This is a genomic window from Pseudorhodoferax sp. Leaf265, assembly GCF_001422365.1.
Classification (GTDB): Bacteria; Pseudomonadota; Gammaproteobacteria; order Burkholderiales; family Burkholderiaceae_C; genus Pseudorhodoferax.
Map to the genome: position 1 here is coordinate 131117 of NZ_LMMT01000006.1, position 20193 is coordinate 151309.

Below are 20193 nucleotides of genomic sequence, written 5' to 3' on the forward strand. Positions count from 1 at the left end.
TTCAAAACGGAGGTCTTGAATGTTGGTTAAGAGAAAAAGTGCAGTCGCCACTATTCTGGCCGGCGTAACTGCCGTTGTCTCCGCTGCGATGCTCGTCGGTTGTGCAGGCCGACCAACTGGATACTTGTCGATCGAGGAACGCATCACCGCAAGAGGCGGTGTAGGAGAGAACGGTGTGTTCCACGACGCGCTATACAACCCTGAGGCCATCGCTCTTCAATTTCCAGGATACATCGTTGGGCTGGACAAAGGACGTCGTGCCTCCGTTCTCAACGGCGCCGAGCTCCCTCCAGACGATCCGAGCGACTCGGAAGGTCTGAAAAAGGTAAAGAGCAGGGTGAAAGGGGACCCGAAGGTCCATTATGTATCTCACGTGCTGCGGAGCAGCGGGCAGCCTTTCGGTCAAGGGAACTGCACGCTTTACTCGATGTACGGAAAGTGGGGCAACGCGGCGGATGCGGACCCGTCCGATCTCAGCGAGACGCCTGGAGAGCCCTGCAAGTCGCGGTACGTCGTCGGAAGCGCTGACCGCGCATTTCAGGACTCCCGCTTGGCGATCGGCGCTTTGCAAGAGGAGATCGGGCAGCAGCTCGCGTCGGGAAAGGCCAATTACACCCACCTGCTCGTGGTGGTGATGGGGTGGAACACGGAGCAGATCGAAGCGGTGCGCAATTTCAACTCCGTCGTTTCCCACATCAAGACCGCCTCGCGCGAGGCCGATTTCAGGCCGCTGTTCATCGGAGTCACCTGGTCGAGTTCTTGGAGCGCGAACTGGTTTGAGCCTGCGGTCAAGGGCATAAGCTACGTCGCGAAGGCTCACGACGCCGACGAGGTCGGAGCGACTTGGATCGCGGAGATTCTCGACGCCGTGCGGCCTCATGTGCCGTTGAACATGCCGATGATTGCCATCGGTCACTCGTTTGGATCCCGCACTTTGGTGTCTGCCTTGTGTGCTGGGTCCGCATTCAAGTCGGCAAAGGATCGCCAACCACGTCGTTCATGGGACCTGTTCATTGCCTGGCAGGGGGCTTTCTCGATCCATCGCATGGAAAAAGACGGCTCTGGCGACGGCTTCAGCTACCAAGAGAACTGTCAGAACGATGTCCGTTCGATCGTCATGACCGCAAGCCAGCATGACAAAGCCAACGATCAGGCGTTTTGGGCCGATATGGCCGGCTCCATCAAATCCTGGCGGGAGACGTGTCCGCCCGAGGGAGGGCTTGCAGGCAACGGATTCCACTGCATCAGTTCGCGCAGTGTGCGCAACACGTCCATTGCAGCACTGCCGCTTGACGGTCATGCCGTCACGTATTTGGACGCGTCAAACGTTGTTTTCTTCAATCAGCCGAATACGGGGGGCGGCGCGCACAGCGACATCTACAGAGCAGTGCACGGGCGCTTGAACTGGCAGCTCATCCAGAGCGCTACACTCAAGAATCAGGCGACGCCATGACCTGTAGCGATCCATCGGAACTGGCGATGCGGGCAATGCTTCAAGAGCACGCGCTGCTGCGCGCAGAGATCAACGATCGACTGAAAACGGCTTTCTCGTACGTGGCCTATGCGGGCGCGCTGCTGGCGTTCGCGATGCCAATGATCGAGAAGTGTTGATTTCCGGGGGGTGCGGCAGAAAACTTGGACGGTTTAAGCAACGAGCCCAAGGTCGCGCCTGTACTCGATGGGGCTGCGCGCTCCCAGCGAGATCTTGATCCGATCCTCGTTGTACCAAAGGATGTACGCGTTCAACGCTGCGATGAAGTCCTCGATCGTCGTCGGCAGCCAGTTGCGCGCATAGAACAGCTCGATCTTCAGGCGGCCGAAGAAGCCTTCACACGCGGCGTTGTCCGGCGAGCATGCCTTGCGAGACATCGAGCGCGCAAGCTTTGCTTCAGCGATCCGAGACAGCCATCCAGGCCATCGGTAGTGAGCGCCGCGATCGGAGTGCACAACGGGCCGCTCGTTGCTGGCTGTGACGGTCTCGATGGCCGCGTCCAACATCGTGTTGACAAGCTCTGCGTCCGGGCGCGTTCCGATCGTCCAGCTGACGACCATGCCATCGAAACAGTCGATCATGGGCGACAGGTACACCTTGCCCGCTGGGATCTGGAATTCCGTGATGTCGGTGAGCCACTTCTCGTTCGGCGTAGCTGCGCCGAAGTCGCGCTGCAAGAGGTTGTCCGGCGCAGGGCTGATCTCGCCCATGTAGGAGCCCCGTATCGCCGGCGTTTGGGCGTGGCGGCAACCAGGCATTCCTGCTTCATCAGCCGCTGCACGACCTTCTCCGAGATGTTCAGGCATTGCCAGGTCAACGAGGCCTGCATTCGACGGTAGCCGTAGCAGTGGGAGCCGGGTTGAGCACGCCTTCATGTGCCCGAGTTCCGTGCAGCCGTCGAGCCGACCTAAAGTTGACACAGGCGTGAGCCCCATTTTCAACGCGGTACGCAAGGGCAAGTGCGAGTCGCCGAGCGCGCGTCAACTTAAGACGATGGCGGCGCCCTTGTAGATCCACGCGGGCCAGCCTTGGACGGCGTGGCATGCTCGCCAATCGAGAATGGGGGCGTCGGGTTCATTCCGGCTCGCCCCGTCAAGGTCAACTTGCTACCTGCTCTTTCGGAGCTGGGGCCAGATCCTCTTGCAGCCAAGCCGAGCCCGCGAGGTCCGTTGGTGCTCTGCAAGTCGGGCAGAGAACTGCCAAGTAGTCCAAATCTAGAACTGAATGGCCACCATCGATGTCGACCTCGGCTTGCAGGTAGGCCCAGTGCGGTTGCGCCATATCCACGGGACTGGAGCATCGAGCGCAGGCCTCGAAAGGTCTAATACCTGGTGCTTCGTTAGGCAGATCGAACTTCTCTGGTTCCAGCAGAACTGGCATGTGGTTCGCCCGACATCGAGGCGAACAGTAGGTGCCAAGCCCCTCTCCCCAGCGGGTGGAGACTTCGATTTTCAGCCCGTGGGGATTTCCGCTGTCGTCTCCCTCGATCACTTGCTCGACGCCCCTCGATACCTCGAAGAGGCGGCGCTCGATCGGCTTTTCGCAACAGTAGCAGTAGTATCGGTCGTCAACAGGTTCACTCATTTTTAAATCCAGATTAAGGGGGGTCAACTTTATTCCAGTCGCCATGTTCGCTCAATGATGTTGTGCGTGAGTTGAATGCCGATAAGAGGGCTAAAACTCTGCTTCTTCGGTTTCTCTGGCGAAGGCGTGTGGATAATGGATGCCTTTTGGGAGGATGGGGCCGGGTTATAGGACCAGTCGGAAGCGGATTCGAGCCTGACATCTCAAGACTTCGCCATGGAAAAAAAGCCCGCCGGCCTAAGGCTGCGGGCTGCACCAGCAATTCAAAAATAGAATTGACTAGTCTGGCCAAAGGGTGACGGCAAGCAGTCGCTGGTACTCCATCGCGCCTCCGAACTCGGTCATGAACGTTTCCAGTGCTGGCGTCAAGCGGATCAAGGCCTCAGGCGGATCATCAAGTTCATCGGGCATCCATGCCAAATCAAAAAACTTTCTTCCGCGCTCGGGCCAGACGGTCATCATGTTCGAGAGCGACGGATCGGTAGGACGTCTTTGGCAACCCGACGCCACGAGAACATTGATGCCGTCGAACTGCAGCACCCAATGTTCCGGGGCGCCATGCCTGCTCGGCACGTGCTTGCCTTGCGCTTTCACCCGTTCCGGCACGGTGCGAATGGCCCAGTTCGCGATGTCCTGCACCGCCATCTGTTTTTTGATTTTCGTTTTTGGTTGGGCACGAGGTGGCTTAGGTCGAATCACCTTGATCCCGTCGAGTGTCACCATGTGAATAGTCGGGCCGCTCATGGATGGCTTCCTTCCACCACGCGCAACCCGCCGCGACGCTCGTGTACCGCGACAAGGCGCATCAACTCCAAACTGTAAAAGTCTCGGCCTCCGTCGGCGATGACAGTGCGATTGACGGACCCGTGGCGTCGTACGTACTCGCGCAGAAGGCGCATTTGCTGAGTGCCGAGAGGGTCCGGGCTTGATACGACAAGCTTGAGGGGCCCGCTTCTTGCGTTGCGGGGAGCGGGCTCTTTGGGGCGCCCGCTCATTGCTCACCCCTCAGGGTGAGCTGGCTTCGTGGCCGGTGGGTGGCAGGCGACGAGTTCCGCATGGGCAACTGCGCTTGCTCGGCAGTAGCCGTACGCTTGCGGACGAGGATGATCGGGGTTGCGTGCTTGTCGTACAGCGCGTGCAGCTCCGAGGGAGACTTGTCTGAGGTGGTGACAGGGGGAGCGGGCCAATCGATTTCAAAATTCTCAGGTTCGCGGGCGCGCTCGTTGGACGGCGCCGTTGAATGAAAATCAGATTTTGTGCTGCGACCAACCGTCGTACTCCGCCGAAGAGCTGAGCCTTGCCGTCCAACCATCCCGCGTCGGATTGCCCCACCCCGAAACTCCAATGCGCCGTAGTGGAGAGGATCGGGCTCAAAGGGGTGTGCATTGGAAAAATGGATCAAAGATTGCCAATCGGCGAATCCCTCCTCTCTTGCGATCGAATCCAATGCGTGGGAGTGGATCATGCCACCTTCGCGGCGGATGGCTTTGGCGCGGGAGCGAAACTCACGCAATTCGGTTACTGAAAACATCCTCATGGTTGAGTCCTGGTTTCGGCGGCAGCCCCAAGCCGGGAGCTGCATCGACCGTCCCGATGCGAATGCATTTCCGGGAAGTTTTAAGTATAAAACTGTTTTCACGGTAAATGCAAGAAGAAACTGACGGCCAGAGTTGGAGAGAAGCGGCGTAAGCGAGTGGACGGCCCATTCTCATCAATGCATTCTTTGCAAAACCGAACGTTGGTGAATTCGAGGGGGCGAAATGGCGCAAGCAGGAGGAATCTGGATGCCGCGCCTCCTCATTTCGTGTGGGTGGTATCACAGCGTTATTCCAGCGCCGTTCTCGGAGATTTGGATGCTCATCGCCAGCGCGAACCGGACTGGTGTTGTGAAAATGACGAACAAGGCCCCTTAACTTCCAAATCGACAAAAAAACTTCCGAAATTCGCGGATAACGCCCCTATACTTCCAACCGCTCTTTAACAATTTCAATGACTTGCAGCGCTCTGCAAATTCGGCGCGGATGTGGCTATCCGCGTGCAAGTGCGGAGCATATGTGGTTCACGACCGTCTTCAAATGGCGGTTATTTTCTGGAAGTGGCGGCAGTTATGTGGCTCACTTCCAGCATTTCTTTGTTTAACTTCTCACCAGCACTTGGGCTCGGGCAGGCCCTTCTTCTTGAGCAACTCGGTGTTGTAGCCAAAGCCGATGGTGCTGGTGTAGAAGCCGCCGACCTGGTTGCCGCTCATGGCGTACTGGCGCACGGCCCATTCGTGCAGGTCGTTGATGTAGGCGGGGCGGTAGGCGTCGAGCAGGCCGGCCTCGGCGGCCTGCAGGAAAGGGTCGCCCGTGCCACCCCACCAGATGTCGGTCTTGGGGTTCTGCGCCTCGGCGCGCAGCTGGGCCCCGATCTCGCCCGTGCCCTTGTGCGCCTGGTTGACCTTGATGCCGGTCTGGCGCGTGAACGCGGCGGCCGCGGCCTCGCACCAGGGGGCGTCGGTGCTGCACAGCGCATTGACCACGCCTTGGGCCCGGGCCCCACCGGTGGTTGCGGCGAGCGCGGCGATGGCCAGGGCGTGGAGGGAGCGGGTGAAGACGGGCATGCGATCTCCTGTTGTTGTGTCGGTGCGGGCCATTGTGGGATGGCCCGGCCGCGCATGCCCTTCGGGTTTTCAGCCAGCCCTCAGCCCGCCTGCGGCACCAGGTCGAGGAAGCCGCTGACCTCGGCCAGCCGGCCGTCGCCCGCGAGCACCGCGAAGTCCGTGCCCTTGGCGACGGCGGTGGCCGCGTCGGGCCCCAGCGTCCAGCGAAAGCGCAGGCGCTCGCCATGGCCGTCGGCCTGGCCGTCGAGGTGGAAGCGCAGGCCGCCGAACTGCTGCTGTGCGGCGCCGATCATCTGGTCCAGTGCCGCGTGGCCCTGGGCCTGCATGAGCGGGTCGGTGTAGCGCGCATCGGGCGCGAAGGCCTGGGCGATGGCGTGGGCGCGCTCGGTGCCACTGGCGTTCCAGGCGGCGATGTACTGCTGGGCGATGGCCTGGTAGTCGTTGACGGTGTTCATGGACAAGTTCTCCTAGGTTGCAGCGTTCCCCTGTGGAACGCATGGCGCAAGAGTAGGGCGCGGCCTGCGCGCGGGCCATGACCTGGCAGGTCATGGCGGCGTGGCTACATGGCCCAGATGCGCGGCGGCGTGGCCGGCAGCTGCCAGCAGGCACCGCGCCAGGCGGCCCAGATCTGCTGTAGGAGGCCCATGGCCGGCTCGACCACGGGCGCCAGCGCGCGCACCACGACGACCTGCGCGTTCGGGCACGTGGCGCCGGCCGTGGCGCGCAGTGCGTGGCCTTCGATCACGGCGCGCGCCGCGTCCAGCACCTGCTCGCGCCGGCCACGTGTGAGCTTGTCGCCGCAGGCGAAGAACAGCGTGGCGATGCAGCGCTGGCCGGCCATGCCGAGCGGGCTGTCCATCAGCAGCGCATCGTCGGCCGCGATGCGCGCGCGCTCCAGCCAGACGCCGGGCAGTTCCAGGTGCTGGCGCAGCGCGCCCTGCGTGAAGGGCTTGCCGGCATGCGGCAGGCCGAAGGCCGTGATGTCCCAGCCGATGACTTCGGCGCCGGGCGCCAGCTGCAGGCCGAGCCGGTTCTCGGCCTGGCACTGGTCGTAGCAGAGCGTCTCGGCGGGCAGCCATTCGAAGCGCGCGCCCGGCGCCAGCGACAGCTGGGTGTGCTGCGCGGCCGCCTCTCCCGCGCTGCGGTAAAAGCGCGCGGCGCCGGGCGTGGTCACGAGGCCGTGCGCGCCTTCGCCCACGTCGACTCGGATGTCCAGCAGGTCGCCGCCCACGAGCCCGCCGGGCGGGTGCACGAGCACGTTGTGGCAGATGTTCTCGCGCTCGGGGTACAGGCTCTGCAGCACGCGCAGCGGCCCCTGGTGGCGGTGCCGCGCGACGCTGCGGCCCGCTTCGAGACGGTAGTCCAGCGCCAGGCTGGCATGCCAGGCCATCGTGCTAGGCGAGCAGTTGGTACAGCCAGGTCTCGGACAAGGTCTGGTCGCCGAGCTTGAGGAACAGCCGCAGGTCCACCGGTCCATTGCCCTCGGGCGTGTAGTCGAACTGGGCGCGCCAGTGGCCCGCCACGTTGTTCGGCACGGCCTCGGTGAACACGTAGGAGAAGCTGCCGCGCGCGGCGCTCAGCACGGCCTCGGGTTTCACGCCGAAGGGCACCTTGGCCAGCGGCCCGCCCAGGAATTCGACCATGAACTTGCGCACGCCCTGCGGCCGCGGCTGGCCCGGCACGCCGCCGCGGCCGATGCGCGTGGCCACGCAGCGCGCCAGCGGCGAGGGGAAGGGTTCGTCGGCCACCCAGTGCAGGCGGTAGCGCATGTCGTAGCTGCTGCCGGCCACGGCCTTGGCCTTGGGCACCCAGAAGGCGCCGATGTTGTCGTGGATCTCGTCGTCGGTCGGGATCTCGACGAGCTCGACCGCGCCCTCGCCGAAGTCCGACAGCGGCTCCACCCACAGGCTGGGCCGCTTGTCGTAGTTCACGCCGTCCAGGTAGTGGTCGAAGTTGCGGTCGCGCTGCATCAGGCCGAAGCCCTTGGGCGACCTGTCGCCGAAGGCCGAGATGCCGGTGGACGCGGGGTTGTTGAGCGGGCGCCAGATGCGCTCGCCGCCGCCGGTCCACAGCGCCAGGCCGTCGGAGTCGTGCACCTCGGGGCGCCAGTCGATGCCGGTGGGCTTGAGCTTGTCCGAGTACCAGTACATCGAGGTCAGCGGCACCAGGCCCAGGCGCGCGACGTCCTGGCGCAGGAACAGCTTGCTGTCGATGTCCATGGTGACGGCCTGGTCGCGCCGCATCTGGAAGCGGTAGGCGCCGGCGATGCTGGGGCCTTCCAGCAGTGCGTAGACCACCACCGTGTCGCTGCCGTCGGCCGGCGGCTCGAACCAGACCCGCGTGAAGGCGGGGAACTCCTCGTTCTTGCCGGGGACGGCCACGTCCAGCGCCACGCCGCGCGCCGACAGGCCGTACTGGTACAGCCCGCCGATGGCGCGGAAGTACGAGGCGCCCAGGAAGGCCACCCAGTCGTTGCCCTGCCAGGGCAGCTTGGCCTGGTCGCCGAGCCGGCTTTCCTGGAAGCGAAAGCCCGCGAAGCCTGCGCCCTGGGGCAGGGCCTTGGCCGGGCTGTCGGCCGGCATCTCGAAGTAGGCCGGGTCGTAGAGGATCTCGCGGCCCCGTGCGCCACTGCCGGCCTTGTCCAGCACATGCATGTGCACGGGCGTCTGGAAGTAGCGGCCCATGTGGAAGAAGGTCACCGGGAAGCGGCCGGGCCCGTCCTTGAACAGGGCGAAATCGGTCCTGTACTTGAGCTTGCCGTGCGCGTCGTAGTCGATGCGCTCGAGCACGTCGGCGGGCAACGGTGGCGGCGGTGCGTAGGGTTTGGCGGCCAGTGCGCGGGCCTGGGCGACGAGGGCGTCGAAGTCGAAAGGCTTGGCCGGTCCGAGCTTGAGGCCGGCTTGCGCCAGCGCCTCTGGAGACAGCCCCAGGGCGGCCAGCGCCGCCGCGGTGCCGCTTGCGGTCAGGAGGGTTCTGCGGTGCAACATCGGACCGAATGTACCGGAGCCGAAAGCCCCCGCTGAAGCGCCTGTTGCACTGGGGCCATTGGGCGACAGGCGGTGTCGGCCTTGGCCTACACCAGTGTGAACGGGCCCTGGACAGCGGGTGGTGGACGGTCCGCCACGCGGGCTTGCGGGCCGTCGTCGATGGTCGTCAACGGCAGCGCCGGCATGGGCCGGCCGTAGATGCGGCGCACGCGCTCGGCCAGCGGCGGGTGCGCGTCGAACCAGTTGGACCCGCGGCCGCCATCGCTGACCAGCAGCAGGTGGTGCAACGCCGGATGCAGCGGGCGCTGGCGCTCGCGCCGTTCGCGCGCCAGGCACTGCTCGGTCATGGCCTTGCGCAGCACGCCGCCCAGGCCGTCGCGGCTGCGCGTCCACTGTACGGTGCGCGCGTCGGCCAGGAACTCGCGCTGGCGCGACACGGCCGCCTGCAGCATGCGCCCGGCCAGCCAGCCGAACGAGCCCATCATCCGCACGGGCCAGCCCACCAGCAGCGCGAGCCCGCCGCGCTCGCTGAGCGTGATGCCGAAGTCGTGCACCAGCTCCAACCCGCTGACCATGCCGGCCAGCTGCATGTTCAGGTGCGTGTCGCCCTCGTGGATGTGGCTGCACTCGTGCGCCACCATGCCCTGCAGCTCCTCGCGCGTGAGCTTCTCCAGCGCACCCTGGGTCACGGCGACCACGGCATCGTCCTCGTGCCAGCCCGTGGCGAAGGCGTTGATGCCTTGCACGCGCGGGAGCACCATGGCCTGAGGCCGCGGCATGGCAGCAGCAATCGCGATCTCGTCGACCACGTTGCACAGGCGCTGCTCCGCATGCGAGAGGCCCGGCCGGGCCTCGCGTGCACCGGCGCGGTGTGCCAGGCGCTGGGCTGCGCCGGCGTGCAGGGCCGAGGTTTGGATCCACCAGCCGCCCAGCACCAGCAGCAGCGTGACGCCCACGTTGACGCTGAAAAAGTAAGCCGGGAAGGGCAGGTCGCCGCCGAACAGCACGCGCAGCACGAGCCAGCCCAGCGCGAGCGCGGTGTGCACGCCGGCCACGGTGGCCAGCACCGCGAGCACGAAGCCGGCGACCAGCTTGCGCGTGGCGCGCCGCGCCTGGTCCTGGTACTCGAAGAAGCGCACGCGCGCAGAGGTTTAGAACGCCACCCTGGGCGCAGCGCGCTCGGCGGCCGACTGGGTGGACTGCAGCATGGCCGCCGGCGCAAAGCCCGCCAGCCGCGCCACCAGCAGGTCCGGAAAGCGCGTGGCCGCGTCGTTGAAGGCCAGCACCTGGTCGTTGTAGGCCTGGCGTGCGAAGCCGATGCGGTTCTCGGTGCTGGCCAGCTCCTCGCTGAGCGAGCGCATGCTGGCGTCGGCCTTGAGTTCGGGGTAGTCCTCGGCCACCACGAGCAGCCGGCCCAGGCTGCCGCCCAGGGCCTGCTCGGCGGCGGTCAGCGCACCGATGGTGGCGGCATGGGTGGGCGCGACGCGGGCCGCGTCGGCGGCGCCCAGCGCCGCACCACGGGCCTGCGTGACGGCCTGCAGCGTGGCGGCTTCATGGGCCAGGTAGCGCCTGGCCACTCGACGAGATTGGGCACGAGATCGTGGCGGCGCTTGAGCTGTACGTCGATCTGGCCGAAGGCGTTGGCGATGCGGTTGCGGTGCTGGACCAGCCGGTTGTAGACCCTGGCTGCCCACGCCGCCGCGACCACCAACAGGGCCACCACCACCCATCCTTCCACTGCCATGCATGCCTCCCGTGTTGGACCGGCCACACGGCCGGCGCCCGACTATGGCACAGGGGGTAGGTCAGTCGTCCAGGCTGTCGCGCCGGCCGCGCTGCAGTGGGGCCTCGGGCGGCGCCATCGCACCGCGCAAGGCCGACTCACCGCGTTCGGTGAGGCCGAAGATCACGGCCTCGCCCTCTTCGCCGAAGGCGGTGTTCAAGGGTCCCAGCGGCACCGATGCGGTGATGTATTCAGCGGCCTTGAGCACGCGCACCTTGTCGACATCGCTGGCCTTGCGCACCAGCAAAGGGAAGCGGGCCCGCTCGAGCCGGGCGAGATAGTCCAGCGGCATGGGTTACTCCGTAAGCACGACGTCAGCTGATTGTGGCGAGGCAGTCCCCGCACTGGGATTATTTTGTGTAACGACCCTGCCGGACACTTGGCTAAACCACGATGCAAATGCCGCAACGTTCGGCTCAGCGCTGCTGCCAGAATCCTTGGTGCGTGGCCACCATCTCGGCCGCGACCTCGGAGACCGGCCCGGTCACCACGACCGGGCGCTGCCCGCGCGCGAAGACCTCGCGGCAGGGCAGGGCCAGCGTGGGGTTCTCGGGATGGTCGCCGGTCAGTGCGAGCAGGTCGGTTTCCTCGGCGCCGTAGACCACGCTGCCGATGCCGGCCCAGTAGACCGTGCCCGCGCACATGGCGCAGGGCTCGAAGGTGGTGACCAGCGTGCACTGCGCGAGGTAGGCGCCGGGGTAGTTGGCCGCCGCGTGCCGCGCGAGCGTGGACTCGGCATGGTTCACGGTGTCGATGTTGCCCTGCTCGGCCAGCACGGTCTCACCGTCGGGCGCCACCAGCAGCGCGCCAAACGGATGCCGGCCCATGGCCATGGCGCGCCGCGCGACCTGGTCTGCGCGGCGCAGCTGGCGGACGACCTGGTCGTCGTTCATGCGTTCTGGCTGCCGCGGTGCGCCCAGCCTGTCGTGTGCTTCTCGACGAAGCTGAACAGCTCGTACATGACCATGGCCATCGCGCCCACCACGAGCAGGCCGGCGAAGGCCAGGCCCATCTGCATGGACGAGCCGGCCGAGATCAGCAGGTAGCCGATGCCCTCGTTGGCGGCCGTCATCTCCGACACCGTGGTGCCGACGAAGGCCAGCGTGATCGCGACCTTGAGCGAGGCGTAGAAGTAGGGCATGGAGCGCGGCAGGCCGACCTTCATGAGCACGTCCCAGCGCTTGGCGCCCAGCACGCGCAGCACGTCTTCCAGTTCCGGCTCCAGCGTGGCCAGGCCGGTGGCGATGTTGACCATGATGGGGAAGAAGCTGATCAGGAAGGCTGTCAGGATGGCCGGCCCGATGCCGATGCCGAACCACACCACGAGGATGGGCACGAAGGCGGCTTTGGGCAGCGCGTTGAAGGCCGTCATGAGCGGGTAGACCGCGGCATACGCCAGGCGCGAGGAGCCGATCACGAAGCCCAGCAGCACGCCGACCACGATGGCGATGCCGAAACCCGCCATCGTCACCCAGAAGGTGCGCCAGGCATGTCCCGCGATGATGGCCTTGAACTCCCAGAACTGCTCCCAGATCCGCAGCGGGCTCGGGAAGATGAACTCGGAGACGTTGAAGGCCGCGCACAGGATCTGCCACAGCGCGACGACGACGAACAACAGCAGCCAGGGCGACCAGGCTTCGACGACTTTCTTGTTCATTGCGGCAGTGCGTTCTCGGAGGGTTTGGCGGCGCTCCCCGCGTTGGGATTGCGGATCGCGCCGATGTGGCTGCGCAGTTCCAGCACGATGTCGGTGAACTCCTTGGTGTAGGTCACCTCGAGTTCGCGCGGGCGCGGCAGTTCGATCTCGCGCTTGACAACGAAGCGGCCCGGGCTCTTGCTCATCACGTAGACCGTGTCGGCCAGGAACACCGACTCGCGCAGGTCGTGCGTGACCAGGATCACGTTGAAACCCTGCTCGGCATGCAGGTCGCGCAGGATGCACCAGAGCTCCTCGCGCGTGAACGCGTCGAGCGCGCCGAAGGGTTCGTCGAGCAACAGCATCTTGGGCTCGTGGATCAGCGCGCGGCAGATGCTGGCGCGCTGCTGCATGCCGCCCGACAGCTGCCAGGGGAACTTGTCCTCGTACCCGGCCAGGCCGACCTTCTGCAGCAGCCGGCGCGCACGCTCCTCGTACTGCTTGCGGTTCTTCTGGAAGGTCGAGCGGTAGGGCTCGACGATCTCCAGCGGCAAGAGCACGTTGTCCACCGTGGTGCGCCAGGGCAGCAGCGAGGAGGCCTGGAAGGCCATGCCCGAGATCTTGAGCGGGCCCGTGACGGGTTGGCCGTCGATGAAGATCTTGCCCATGGAGGGCATCTTCAGGCCGGTGGTCAGCTTCATGAAGGTCGACTTGCCGCAGCCCGAGGGCCCGACGATGGCGATGAACTCGCCCTTGCGAACCTTCAGGTCGATGGCCTCGACGGCGAAGTGGTTCTCGCGCAGCAGTTGCTCGTTGTAGGCGAGCCAGACGTCTCTGAAGTCAACGAACGGGGTGTCGTCTGCCATCACTTCTTGGCCGGCGGCAGCACGTTGAGCTCGGCGGCGCTGGGCAGGAAGCTGGCGTTCCACACCGCTTCGGGGTTCACGCGGGTCTTGGTGGCGAAGGCGTCCGAGACCTGCGACGCCATCAGCGACAACCGGCCCGGGTTCACCTGGCCGAAGCCCTCGGCGCGCGCGTTGGGGCTGGCGACCACGGTGTCGATGGCCAACTGCAGGCGGCGCGTCTCCAGCGGCACGTTGACGATGCCGTCGCGCGCCTTCACGTGCTCGATGGCGGCGGACGGGTTGGCCATGACCTCCTTGGCTCCTTTGGCGAAGGCCGCGAGAAAGGCCTTGATGGCGGCCGGGTTCTCCTTGACCATTTTGGGCGAGGCGATGACGACGTTGCCGTACAGCTTCACGCCGTACTGCGGGTAGGGCAGGATCACCACGTCTTCGGTCTTCACGCCGCGTGCTTCCAGGTTCAGCAGCGAGGTGAACGTGAAGCCCGTGATGGCGTCGATGTCGCCGCGCACCAGCATGGTCTCGCGCAGCGGCGGGTCCATGGCCGTCCACTGCACGTTGCCGACGTTGTTGGCCTTGGCGAAGATCGGGAAGGCGCGGCGGCCGGCGTCGAACACCGGGGCGCCGAGCTTCTTGCCGGTCAGGTCGGCGGGGCTCTTGATGCCGCTCTTCTTGAGCGCCATGACCGAGGCTGGCGTGTCGTTGTAGACCATCATGACCGCGACCGGCTTGTTCGGTGCGTCGGGGTTGTTGGCGTGGAACTCCATGAGCGCGGCCAGGTCGGCGAAGCCCATGTCGTAGGCGCCCGAGGCCACGCGCGTGACCGTGCCGCCCGAGCCGTTGCCTGCGTCGATGGCCACGTCCAGTCCAGCGGCCTTGAAGTAACCCTTGGCGGCGGGCTGCAGGAACAGCGCTGCGGGGCCTTCGAAACGCCAGTCGAGCTGGAACTTGATCGGCGTGGTCTGCGCCTGCGCGGCCGGCAGGCCGAAGGCGAGGGCAGAGGCGGCGAGGAAGGACTGGAGCAGGTGGCGCTTGTTCATCGAAGTCTCGGAGTGAAAAGTCCGGGATTTAAGCAAGTTGGGTGCCTGCACGCCATTGGTGCGACTCCCGAGCCCGTCCATGAAAACGCCCCACCATGGTGTCCCATGGTGGGGCGTGCTGCGCGAAAGTGGTGCGTTATGCAGCGGTCACTTGGCGATGTTCGCGTCGGCCACCGCCAGCGCCGTCATGTTGACCACGCGGCGCACTGTGGCGGACGGCGTCAGCACATGGGCGGGCTTGGCGGCGCCCAGCAGGATCGGGCCCACCGTCACACCGTTGGCGCCCGTCATCTTGAGCACGTTGAACAGGATGTTGGCCGCGTCCAGGTTGGGGCAGATCAACAGGTTGGCTTCGCCAGTCATCGTGCTGCCCGGCAGCGTGCTGCGGCGCACTTCCTCGGACAGCGCCGAGTCGCCGTGCATCTCGCCTTCGGACTCGATGTCGGGCGCCAGCTGGGCGAACAGCTCGCGGGCCTCGCGCATCTTGCGGGCCGAGGCGCGCTCGGAGGTGCCGAAGTTCGAGTGCGAAAGAAAGGCCACCTTGGGCGGCAGGCCGAAGCGGCGCACCTCCTCGGCCGCCATCAGCGCGATGTGGGCCAGTTGCTCGGCCGTGGGGTCGTCGTGCACGCTGGTGTCCGCCACGAACAGCGTGTACTTGTCCAGCGTGAGCGCGTTGACGGTGGCAAAGCCGGGGCCGCCCTTCTGCGTGCCCAGCAGCTGGTCCAGGATCTTCAGGTGGCTGTCGAAGCGGCCGACCAGGCCGCACAGCATGGCATCGGCATCGCCCAGGTGGACCATGAGCGCGGCAATGGTGGTGTTGGAGCGGCGCACCATGGCCTTGGCGGCCTCGGGCGTGATGCCGCGCCGGCCCATCAGCTGGTGGTAGGCCTCCCAGTACTGGCGGAAGCGCGGGTCGTTCTCGGGGTCGACCACCTCGGCGTCGATGCCGGGGCGCAGGTGCAGACCGGCCTTCTTGACGCGCGCGGCGATGATGTCCGGGCGGCCGATCAGGATGGGCTGGGCCAGGCCTTCGTCCACCGCCAGCTGGGCCGCGCGCAGCACGCGGTCGTCTTCGCCTTCGGCGTAGGCCACGCGCTTCTTGGTCGCCAGCTTGGCGGCCGTGAACACCGGGCGCATGAACATGCCCGTGTGGTAGACGAAGCGCTGCAGGTGCTGGGCGTAGGCTTCGAGGTCCTCGATGGGCCGCGTGGCCACGCCGGAGGCGGCGGCGGCCTTGGCCACGGCCGGCGCGATGCGCAGGATCAGGCGCGAGTCGAACGGCGTGGGGATGATGTAGTCCGGGCCGAACGAGAGTTCCTTGCCGGCGTAGGCGGTGGCCACTTCCTCGCTGATGTCGGCCTTGGCCAGCTCGGCGATCTCGCGCACGCAGGCCAGCTTCATCTCCTCGGTGATCTTGGTCGCGCCGCAATCGAGCGCGCCGCGGAAGATGTAGGGGAAACACAGCACGTTGTTGACCTGGTTCGGGTAGTCCGAACGGCCGGTGGCGATGATCACGTCGGGCCGCACGGCCTTGGCCAGCTCGGGCCGGATCTCGGGCTCGGGGTTGGCCAGCGCCAGGATGATGGGCTTGTCGGCCATGGTCTTGACCATGTCCTGCGTGAGCACGCCCGCGGCCGAGCAACCCAGGAACACGTCGGCACCGGCGACCACGTCGGCCAGCGTGCGGGCGGAGGTGTCCTGCGCGTAGGCGGCCTTGGAGGCATCGAAGCCGCCCGGGCGGCCCTGGTAGATCACGCCCTTGGAGTCGACCGCGTAGACGTTCTCGCGCTTGACACCCAGGCCGACCATCACGTCCAGGCAGGCGATGGCCGCGGCCCCGGCGCCCGACACGGCGATCTTGACCTTGCCGATGTCCTTGCCCACCAGCTCCAGGCCATTGATGAGCGCGGCGGCCGAGATGATGGCCGTGCCGTGCTGGTCGTCGTGGAACACCGGGATGTTCATGCGCTCGCGCAGCTTCTTCTCGATGTAGAAGCACTCCGGCGCCTTGATATCCTCCAGGTTCACGCCGCCCAGCGTGGGCTCCAGCGCGGCGACGATCTCGACGATCTTGTCGGGGTCGCGCTCGGCCAGCTCGATGTCGAACACGTCGACGCCGGCGAACTTCTTGAACAGGCAGCCCTTGCCTTCCATGACCGGCTTGGAGGCCAGCGGGCCGATGTCGCCCAGGCCGAGCACGGCGGTGCCGTTGGTGATCACGCCGACCAGGTTGCCGCGCGAGGTGTACTCGGCCGCCAGGCTCGGGTCGGCCTCGATGTCCAGGCAGGGGTAGGCCACACCGGGCGAGTAGGCCAGCGAGAGGTCGCGCTGGTTCAGTAGCGGCTTGGTGGGCGTGACCGAGATCTTGCCCTTGCTCGGGAAACGGTGGTAGTCACGCGCGGCGTCGCGCAGGGCCTGCTCGGCAGGGGACAGTTCTTTGCTCACGGGGAACTCCTCGGTATGTAACGCTGGCCGGCGGCGGCAGGCCCGGTGTCCTGCCGCAACGCGGGGCGCTAGCCTACCCCAAGCGCGTGGTGCCTCCGGCGCGGCGTTATAGGGAATTACCAGTTGCCCCTATACGAAATGGATGATGTTGCGGCGCCGGCGCCGGCGCAGAATGGCCCGCATGACGCTGCTCTCCGCGCTCGACGACTGCCTGGACCGCCTCGCCCGCGAGGACGGCGTGCTCGTGCAGGTCGAGGCCACGCAGGGCTCGGCCCCGCGCGAAGCCGGCACCTGGATGGCGGTCTGGCGCAACGCGCTGACCGGCACCGTCGGTGGCGGCCAGCTGGAGTACCAGGCCATCGCGGCCGCCCGCGCGCTGCTGCAGGGCCAGGCCGGCTCGGTCGCCCAGAACGCCGTGGTGCGCTATCCGCTCGGCCCCACGCTGGGCCAGTGCTGCGGTGGCGTGGTGTTCCTGCGCTACCGGCGCATCGGTACGGCCGACGCGCCGGCGCTGCGCAGCGCGCTGACCGACCGGCTGGCACCGGTGGCGCTGTTCGGCGGCGGGCATGTGGGCGGCGCGATCGTGCGCCTGCTGGCCGGGCTGCCGTATGCCGTGCGCTGGATCGACAGCCGCGACGGGGTCTTCCCGCCCGCCCTGCCAACCCAGGTCGAGACCGAGCACAGCGAGCCCGTGCAGGACGCCGTCGCCACACTGCCCGCCGGGTCGCGCGTGCTGATCATGAGCTTCAGCCACGCCGAGGACCTGGACATCGTGATCGCCTGCCTGCAGCGCCTGCGCGCGCGCGGCGACCTGCCGTTCGTGGGCCTGATCGGCAGCAAGACCAAGTGGGCCACGTTCCGGCACCGGCTCGAGGCGCGCGGCTTCACGCCCGGGGAGATCGCGCGCATCACCTGCCCGATCGGCGTGCCCGGCATCACGGGCAAGGAGCCCGAGGTGATCGCGGTTGCCGTGGCGGCGCAGCTGCTGCAGCTGGCGCCGCCCCAGGCCGTGCCGGCCGCGGCCCCGTTTCAGGCGGCCGGCGCGCGGTAGGCCAGCACCTTGAGGCTGCGCTCTTCGTCGGCATCGGCGAAGGCCGGCGGGTTGGCGACACGCTCCACGAACTGCAGGTCCGGCGCCTGCTCGGCCATGTGGCCGGTCAGGAAGTCCACGCCCAGTTCCGGTGCGTTCAGGCACAGCAAGGCGTGCCCGCCCGGCATCAGCAGGTCGGGCAGCCGGCGCATCACGCGCGCGTAGTCCTTGGTCGCGACGAAGCTGCCCTTCTGGTAGCTGGGCGGGTCGACGACGATGAGGTCGTAGGCGCCGCCGCGGTTGATCTTGCCCCAGCTGCTGAACACGTCGTGCGCCGCGAAGCTGGCGCCGGCCGCCACGCCGTTGAGCTGGTGGTTCTGCTGACCCGTGGCCAGCGCGGCGCGGCTCATGTCCATGTTGAGCACCTGGCCGGCGCCGGCCAGGCGCGCGACGACCGAGAACGCACAGGTGTAGGCGAACAGGTTCAGCACGCGCATGCGCTGCGGCTGCGGGTGTGCCGCCACGGTGCGGCGCACCCAGGCGCGGCCCGCGGCCATGTCGGGAAACAGGCCGTGGTTCTGCCCGCGCAGCAGGTGCACGCCGTAGCGCACGCCTTGCTCCGTCACCACATGCGGATCGGGCACGCTGCCGGCCATCAGCCGGGTCTCGGCCGGGCCGCTGGACGGCCGCGTCTGCAGCACCCAGTTGAGCGGCTGCCCGGGCGCGATGGCGTGCCAGCGTTGGGCCAATGCCGCGCCGATGGCCGCCACCTCGGGCTCCGGCAGGGGCGCGAAGCTGGTCAGCAGCAGCACGGGCGGAAAGGCGTCGAGTACCAGGTGCTCGCAGCCCGGGTGGCGGCCGCCGCGGCCGTGGAAGATGCGCTGGACATCGGTGCAGGGCGCCATCGCTGCGATGGCCTCGAGAAGTGCTTGCATGGTCGTGAAAAGGTGGGCGCCAGACCGGTTTCGGCGGTGGCACAAGTGTTGCTGCGGACGCTTGCGGGTTTACCCGGGGCATTCATAACGCGCTCCGCATATGCACTATGGTGATGTTGGTATGCCGCAAAGCGTATGAACCGTGACCATCCCGTACCGGGCGAGACCAGCGAGGATCGCCGCCGAAACCATCCCACGAACATGCACATGAACAGCCCCCACAGCGCGCAGGAAGCCGCCAGCCAGCCGATCCGCTTCTACCACCGCGGCGAGGTCGTCGCGGTCGAGGGCGTGCGCACCACGCGCTCGGTGCTGGACTGGCTGCGCGAGGACGCGCACTGTACAGGCACCAAGGAGGGCTGCAACGAAGGCGATTGCGGCGCGTGCACGGTGGTCGTCGGCGAACTCGATGCACAGGGCGTGCTGCAGCTGGAAAGCCGCAACGCCTGCATCCAGTTCCTGCCCACGCTGGACGGCAAGGCGCTGTTCACGGTGGAAGACCTGCAGCCCCAGTGTGCAGGGGCCTGCGCCGCGCCGGCACATGGCGAGGCCGAGCCGCTGCACCCCGTGCAGCAGGCCATGGTGGAGTGCCACGGCTCGCAGTGCGGCTTCTGCACGCCGGGCTTCGTGATGTCGCTGTGGCAGAGCTACGAGCTGCACCAGCAGGCTGGCACCCGGCCTTCGCGCCAGCAACTGGCCGACGACCTCTCGGGCAACCTGTGCCGCTGCACCGGCTACCGGCCGATCCTGGACGCCGGCCAGCGCATGTTCGATCTGCCGGCCGTGCGGCTGGACCGCGCGGCCGTGGCGCAGGCGCTGCAGGGCCTGCGCCGTGACCAGGGCCTGACCTACGCCGCGCCCCAGGCACTGCCCGAGGGCCAGCGGCTGGACCAGTTCCATGCGCCCACCACGCTGGACGCACTGGCCGCGCTGCGCGAGGCGAAGCCGCAGGCGCGCCTGCTGGCCGGCTCTACCGACATCGGGCTGTGGGTCAACAAGCAGTTCCGCGATGTCGGCGAACTGATCTACCTGGGCAACGTGTCCGAACTCCAGTGCGTGGGGCAGCGCGGCGACATGCTCTACATCGGCGCCGGCGCGTCGCTGGAGTCGGCCTGGCGCGCCCTCGTGCAGCGTGCGCCGACCTTGGCCGATGTCTGGCTGCGCTTCGCCTCGCCGCCGATCCGCCATGCCGGCACCATGGGCGGCAACGTGGCCAACGGTTCGCCGATCGGCGATGCGCCGCCCATCCTGATGGCGCTGGACACCGAGATCGAGCTGCGCCGTGGCGCGCGCGTGCGGCGCATGCCGCTCACCGACTTCTACCTCGACTACATGAAGAACGCGCTGGAGCCCGGCGAGTTCGTGCAGGGCCTGGCGGTACCACTGGCCGCCTTCGCGCGCCAGGTGCGCGGCTACAAGATCAGCAAGCGTTTCGACTGCGACATCTCGGCCCTGTGCGCCGGCATGGCCGTGGCACTGGACGGCGACACGGTGGCCAGCGTGCGCCTGGCCTACGGCGGCATGGCCGCCACCGTCAAGCGGGCCGCCCAGGCCGAGGCCGCGCTGCTGGGCAAGCCCTGGACCCAGGCCTCCGTGCGGGCTGCGCAGGCGGCGCTGGCGCTGGACTTCAAGCCGCTGTCGGACATGCGCGCGAGCGCGGCCTTCCGCCTGCAGGTCGCCCAGAACCTGCTGCAGCGCCTGTGGCTGGAAACCCGGCCCGGCGACCCGCTGCCGGCCAGTGCCACCAGCGTCTTCAGCGTGCTGCCGCACGCCATGGCTTGAGCGCGACCAGGAGT

Annotated in this window: 17 protein-coding genes and 3 pseudogenes; 4 read left to right on the forward strand and 16 right to left on the reverse strand. The window is 66.9% G+C overall.

All coding sequences use genetic code 11. The features are described 5' to 3' along the window. Nucleotides 1-19: 19 nt before the first annotated feature. Both ASF45_RS08360 and ASF45_RS35105 read left to right on the forward strand, forming a co-directional pair. Complete coding sequence (locus ASF45_RS08360) at nt 20-1453, forward strand: hypothetical protein (protein WP_156472902.1); 1434 nt, start codon at nt 20-22, stop codon at nt 1451-1453. After that, nucleotides 1450-1611 carry a hypothetical protein gene (locus tag ASF45_RS35105; RefSeq protein WP_156472903.1) on the forward strand — a complete coding sequence of 54 codons (162 nt, stop codon included), beginning with the start codon at nt 1450-1452 and terminating at the stop codon, nt 1609-1611. The genes ASF45_RS08360 and ASF45_RS35105 overlap by 4 nt, the downstream gene beginning before the upstream one ends. 33 nt (nt 1612-1644) lie before the next feature. Here the strand turns inward: ASF45_RS35105 and ASF45_RS08365 are convergent. From ASF45_RS08365 to ASF45_RS08430, 15 genes and pseudogenes are all read right to left on the reverse strand, one after another. Continuing rightward, nucleotides 1645-2339 (reverse strand): annotated as a pseudogene (locus ASF45_RS08365) (IS3 family transposase); the annotation flags it as partial. 1016 nt (nt 2340-3355) lie between these two features. Further along, the gene (locus ASF45_RS08370) at nt 3356-3820 is read right to left on the reverse strand and encodes a hypothetical protein (protein WP_156472904.1); all 465 of its coding nucleotides are present in this window, start codon (nt 3818-3820) and stop codon (nt 3356-3358) included. A gap of 247 nt (nt 3821-4067) precedes the next feature. After that, nucleotides 4068-4613 (reverse strand): hypothetical protein, encoded by a 546-nt coding sequence (locus tag ASF45_RS35110; RefSeq protein ID WP_156472905.1) that lies wholly within the window; start codon nt 4611-4613, stop codon nt 4068-4070. Between the two features lie 609 nt (nt 4614-5222). Continuing rightward, nucleotides 5223-5678, reverse strand: a pseudogene (locus ASF45_RS08375) (extracellular solute-binding protein); the annotation flags it as partial. A gap of 80 nt (nt 5679-5758) precedes the next feature. Next, the gene (locus ASF45_RS08380; protein ID WP_056659883.1) at nt 5759-6133 is read right to left on the reverse strand and encodes a nuclear transport factor 2 family protein; all 375 of its coding nucleotides are present in this window, start codon (nt 6131-6133) and stop codon (nt 5759-5761) included. Nucleotides 6134-6237: 104 nt separating this feature from the next. Beyond that, nucleotides 6238-7068 carry an urease accessory protein UreD gene (locus ASF45_RS08385; protein WP_056659887.1) on the reverse strand — a complete coding sequence of 277 codons (831 nt, stop codon included), beginning with the start codon at nt 7066-7068 and terminating at the stop codon, nt 6238-6240. Nucleotides 7069-7072: 4 nt separating this feature from the next. Beyond that, the gene (locus ASF45_RS08390; protein WP_056659890.1) at nt 7073-8665 is read right to left on the reverse strand and encodes a glucan biosynthesis protein; all 1593 of its coding nucleotides are present in this window, start codon (nt 8663-8665) and stop codon (nt 7073-7075) included. Nucleotides 8666-8751: 86 nt separating this feature from the next. Beyond that, entirely contained in the window at nt 8752-9804 is a 1053-nt protein-coding gene (locus ASF45_RS08395; protein ID WP_056659893.1) for a M48 family metalloprotease, read from the reverse strand. A 12-nt stretch (nt 9805-9816) separates the two neighbouring features. After that, nucleotides 9817-10409 (reverse strand): annotated as a pseudogene (locus tag ASF45_RS08400) (LemA family protein). A gap of 61 nt (nt 10410-10470) precedes the next feature. Continuing rightward, nucleotides 10471-10740 carry a hypothetical protein gene (locus tag ASF45_RS08405; RefSeq protein ID WP_056659896.1) on the reverse strand — a complete coding sequence of 90 codons (270 nt, stop codon included), beginning with the start codon at nt 10738-10740 and terminating at the stop codon, nt 10471-10473. 124 nt (nt 10741-10864) lie between these two features. Next, on the reverse strand, nt 10865-11341 hold the full coding sequence (locus ASF45_RS08410) for a nucleoside deaminase (RefSeq protein WP_056659898.1): 477 nt from the start codon (nt 11339-11341) through the stop codon (nt 10865-10867). Next, complete coding sequence (locus ASF45_RS08415) at nt 11338-12105, reverse strand: ABC transporter permease (protein ID WP_056659901.1); 768 nt, start codon at nt 12103-12105, stop codon at nt 11338-11340. The genes ASF45_RS08410 and ASF45_RS08415 overlap by 4 nt, the downstream gene beginning before the upstream one ends. After that, nucleotides 12102-12950 carry an ABC transporter ATP-binding protein gene (locus ASF45_RS08420; protein ID WP_056659904.1) on the reverse strand — a complete coding sequence of 283 codons (849 nt, stop codon included), beginning with the start codon at nt 12948-12950 and terminating at the stop codon, nt 12102-12104. The genes ASF45_RS08415 and ASF45_RS08420 overlap by 4 nt, the downstream gene beginning before the upstream one ends. Then, on the reverse strand, nt 12950-13987 hold the full coding sequence (locus ASF45_RS08425; RefSeq protein WP_056659907.1) for an ABC transporter substrate-binding protein: 1038 nt from the start codon (nt 13985-13987) through the stop codon (nt 12950-12952). Before ASF45_RS08425 ends, ASF45_RS08420 begins: the two co-directional genes overlap by 1 nt. Nucleotides 13988-14134: 147 nt before the next feature. Next, complete coding sequence (locus tag ASF45_RS08430) at nt 14135-16432, reverse strand: NADP-dependent malic enzyme (RefSeq protein ID WP_056659910.1); 2298 nt, start codon at nt 16430-16432, stop codon at nt 14135-14137. Between the two features lie 181 nt (nt 16433-16613). On the opposite strand from ASF45_RS08430, the gene xdhC reads away from it, so the two are divergent. Then, complete coding sequence (gene xdhC, locus ASF45_RS08435; protein WP_056659961.1) at nt 16614-17483, forward strand: xanthine dehydrogenase accessory protein XdhC; 870 nt, start codon at nt 16614-16616, stop codon at nt 17481-17483. Here the strand turns inward: xdhC and ASF45_RS08440 are convergent. Further along, nucleotides 17462-18397 (reverse strand): class I SAM-dependent methyltransferase, encoded by a 936-nt coding sequence (locus ASF45_RS08440; RefSeq protein ID WP_056659913.1) that lies wholly within the window; start codon nt 18395-18397, stop codon nt 17462-17464. The two genes, xdhC and ASF45_RS08440, sit on opposite strands and share 22 nt — an antisense overlap. 207 nt (nt 18398-18604) lie before the next feature. Here ASF45_RS08440 and xdhA point away from each other — a divergent pair, with 207 nt between their 5' ends. Continuing rightward, on the forward strand, nt 18605-20179 hold the full coding sequence (gene xdhA, locus ASF45_RS08445) for a xanthine dehydrogenase small subunit (RefSeq protein WP_156472906.1): 1575 nt from the start codon (nt 18605-18607) through the stop codon (nt 20177-20179). The last annotated feature ends 14 nt before the right edge of the window (nt 20180-20193 follow it).

What these genes read in the sequence shown, in the direction of transcription:
- ASF45_RS08425 (WP_056659907.1), bottom strand. Translation starts at nt 13,987, where the DNA reads ATGAACAAGCGCCACCTGCTCCAGTCCTTCCTCGCCGCCTCTGCCCTC.
- ASF45_RS35110 (WP_156472905.1), bottom strand. Translation starts at nt 4,613, where the DNA reads ATGAGGATGTTTTCAGTAACCGAATTGCGTGAGTTTCGCTCCCGCGCC.
- ASF45_RS08415 (WP_056659901.1), bottom strand. Translation starts at nt 12,105, where the DNA reads ATGAACAAGAAAGTCGTCGAAGCCTGGTCGCCCTGGCTGCTGTTGTTC.
- ASF45_RS08405 (WP_056659896.1), bottom strand. Translation starts at nt 10,740, where the DNA reads ATGCCGCTGGACTATCTCGCCCGGCTCGAGCGGGCCCGCTTCCCTTTG.
- ASF45_RS08385 (WP_056659887.1), bottom strand. Translation starts at nt 7,068, where the DNA reads ATGGCCTGGCATGCCAGCCTGGCGCTGGACTACCGTCTCGAAGCGGGC.
- ASF45_RS08360 (WP_156472902.1), top strand. Translation starts at nt 20, where the DNA reads ATGTTGGTTAAGAGAAAAAGTGCAGTCGCCACTATTCTGGCCGGCGTA.
- ASF45_RS08440 (WP_056659913.1), bottom strand. Translation starts at nt 18,397, where the DNA reads ATGCAAGCACTTCTCGAGGCCATCGCAGCGATGGCGCCCTGCACCGAT.
- ASF45_RS08390 (WP_056659890.1), bottom strand. Translation starts at nt 8,665, where the DNA reads ATGTTGCACCGCAGAACCCTCCTGACCGCAAGCGGCACCGCGGCGGCG.
- ASF45_RS08380 (WP_056659883.1), bottom strand. Translation starts at nt 6,133, where the DNA reads ATGAACACCGTCAACGACTACCAGGCCATCGCCCAGCAGTACATCGCC.
- ASF45_RS08410 (WP_056659898.1), bottom strand. Translation starts at nt 11,341, where the DNA reads ATGAACGACGACCAGGTCGTCCGCCAGCTGCGCCGCGCAGACCAGGTC.
- xdhC (WP_056659961.1), top strand. Translation starts at nt 16,614, where the DNA reads ATGACGCTGCTCTCCGCGCTCGACGACTGCCTGGACCGCCTCGCCCGC.
- ASF45_RS08420 (WP_056659904.1), bottom strand. Translation starts at nt 12,950, where the DNA reads ATGGCAGACGACACCCCGTTCGTTGACTTCAGAGACGTCTGGCTCGCC.
- xdhA (WP_156472906.1), top strand. Translation starts at nt 18,605, where the DNA reads ATGAACAGCCCCCACAGCGCGCAGGAAGCCGCCAGCCAGCCGATCCGC.
- ASF45_RS08370 (WP_156472904.1), bottom strand. Translation starts at nt 3,820, where the DNA reads ATGAGCGGCCCGACTATTCACATGGTGACACTCGACGGGATCAAGGTG.
- ASF45_RS35105 (WP_156472903.1), top strand. Translation starts at nt 1,450, where the DNA reads ATGACCTGTAGCGATCCATCGGAACTGGCGATGCGGGCAATGCTTCAA.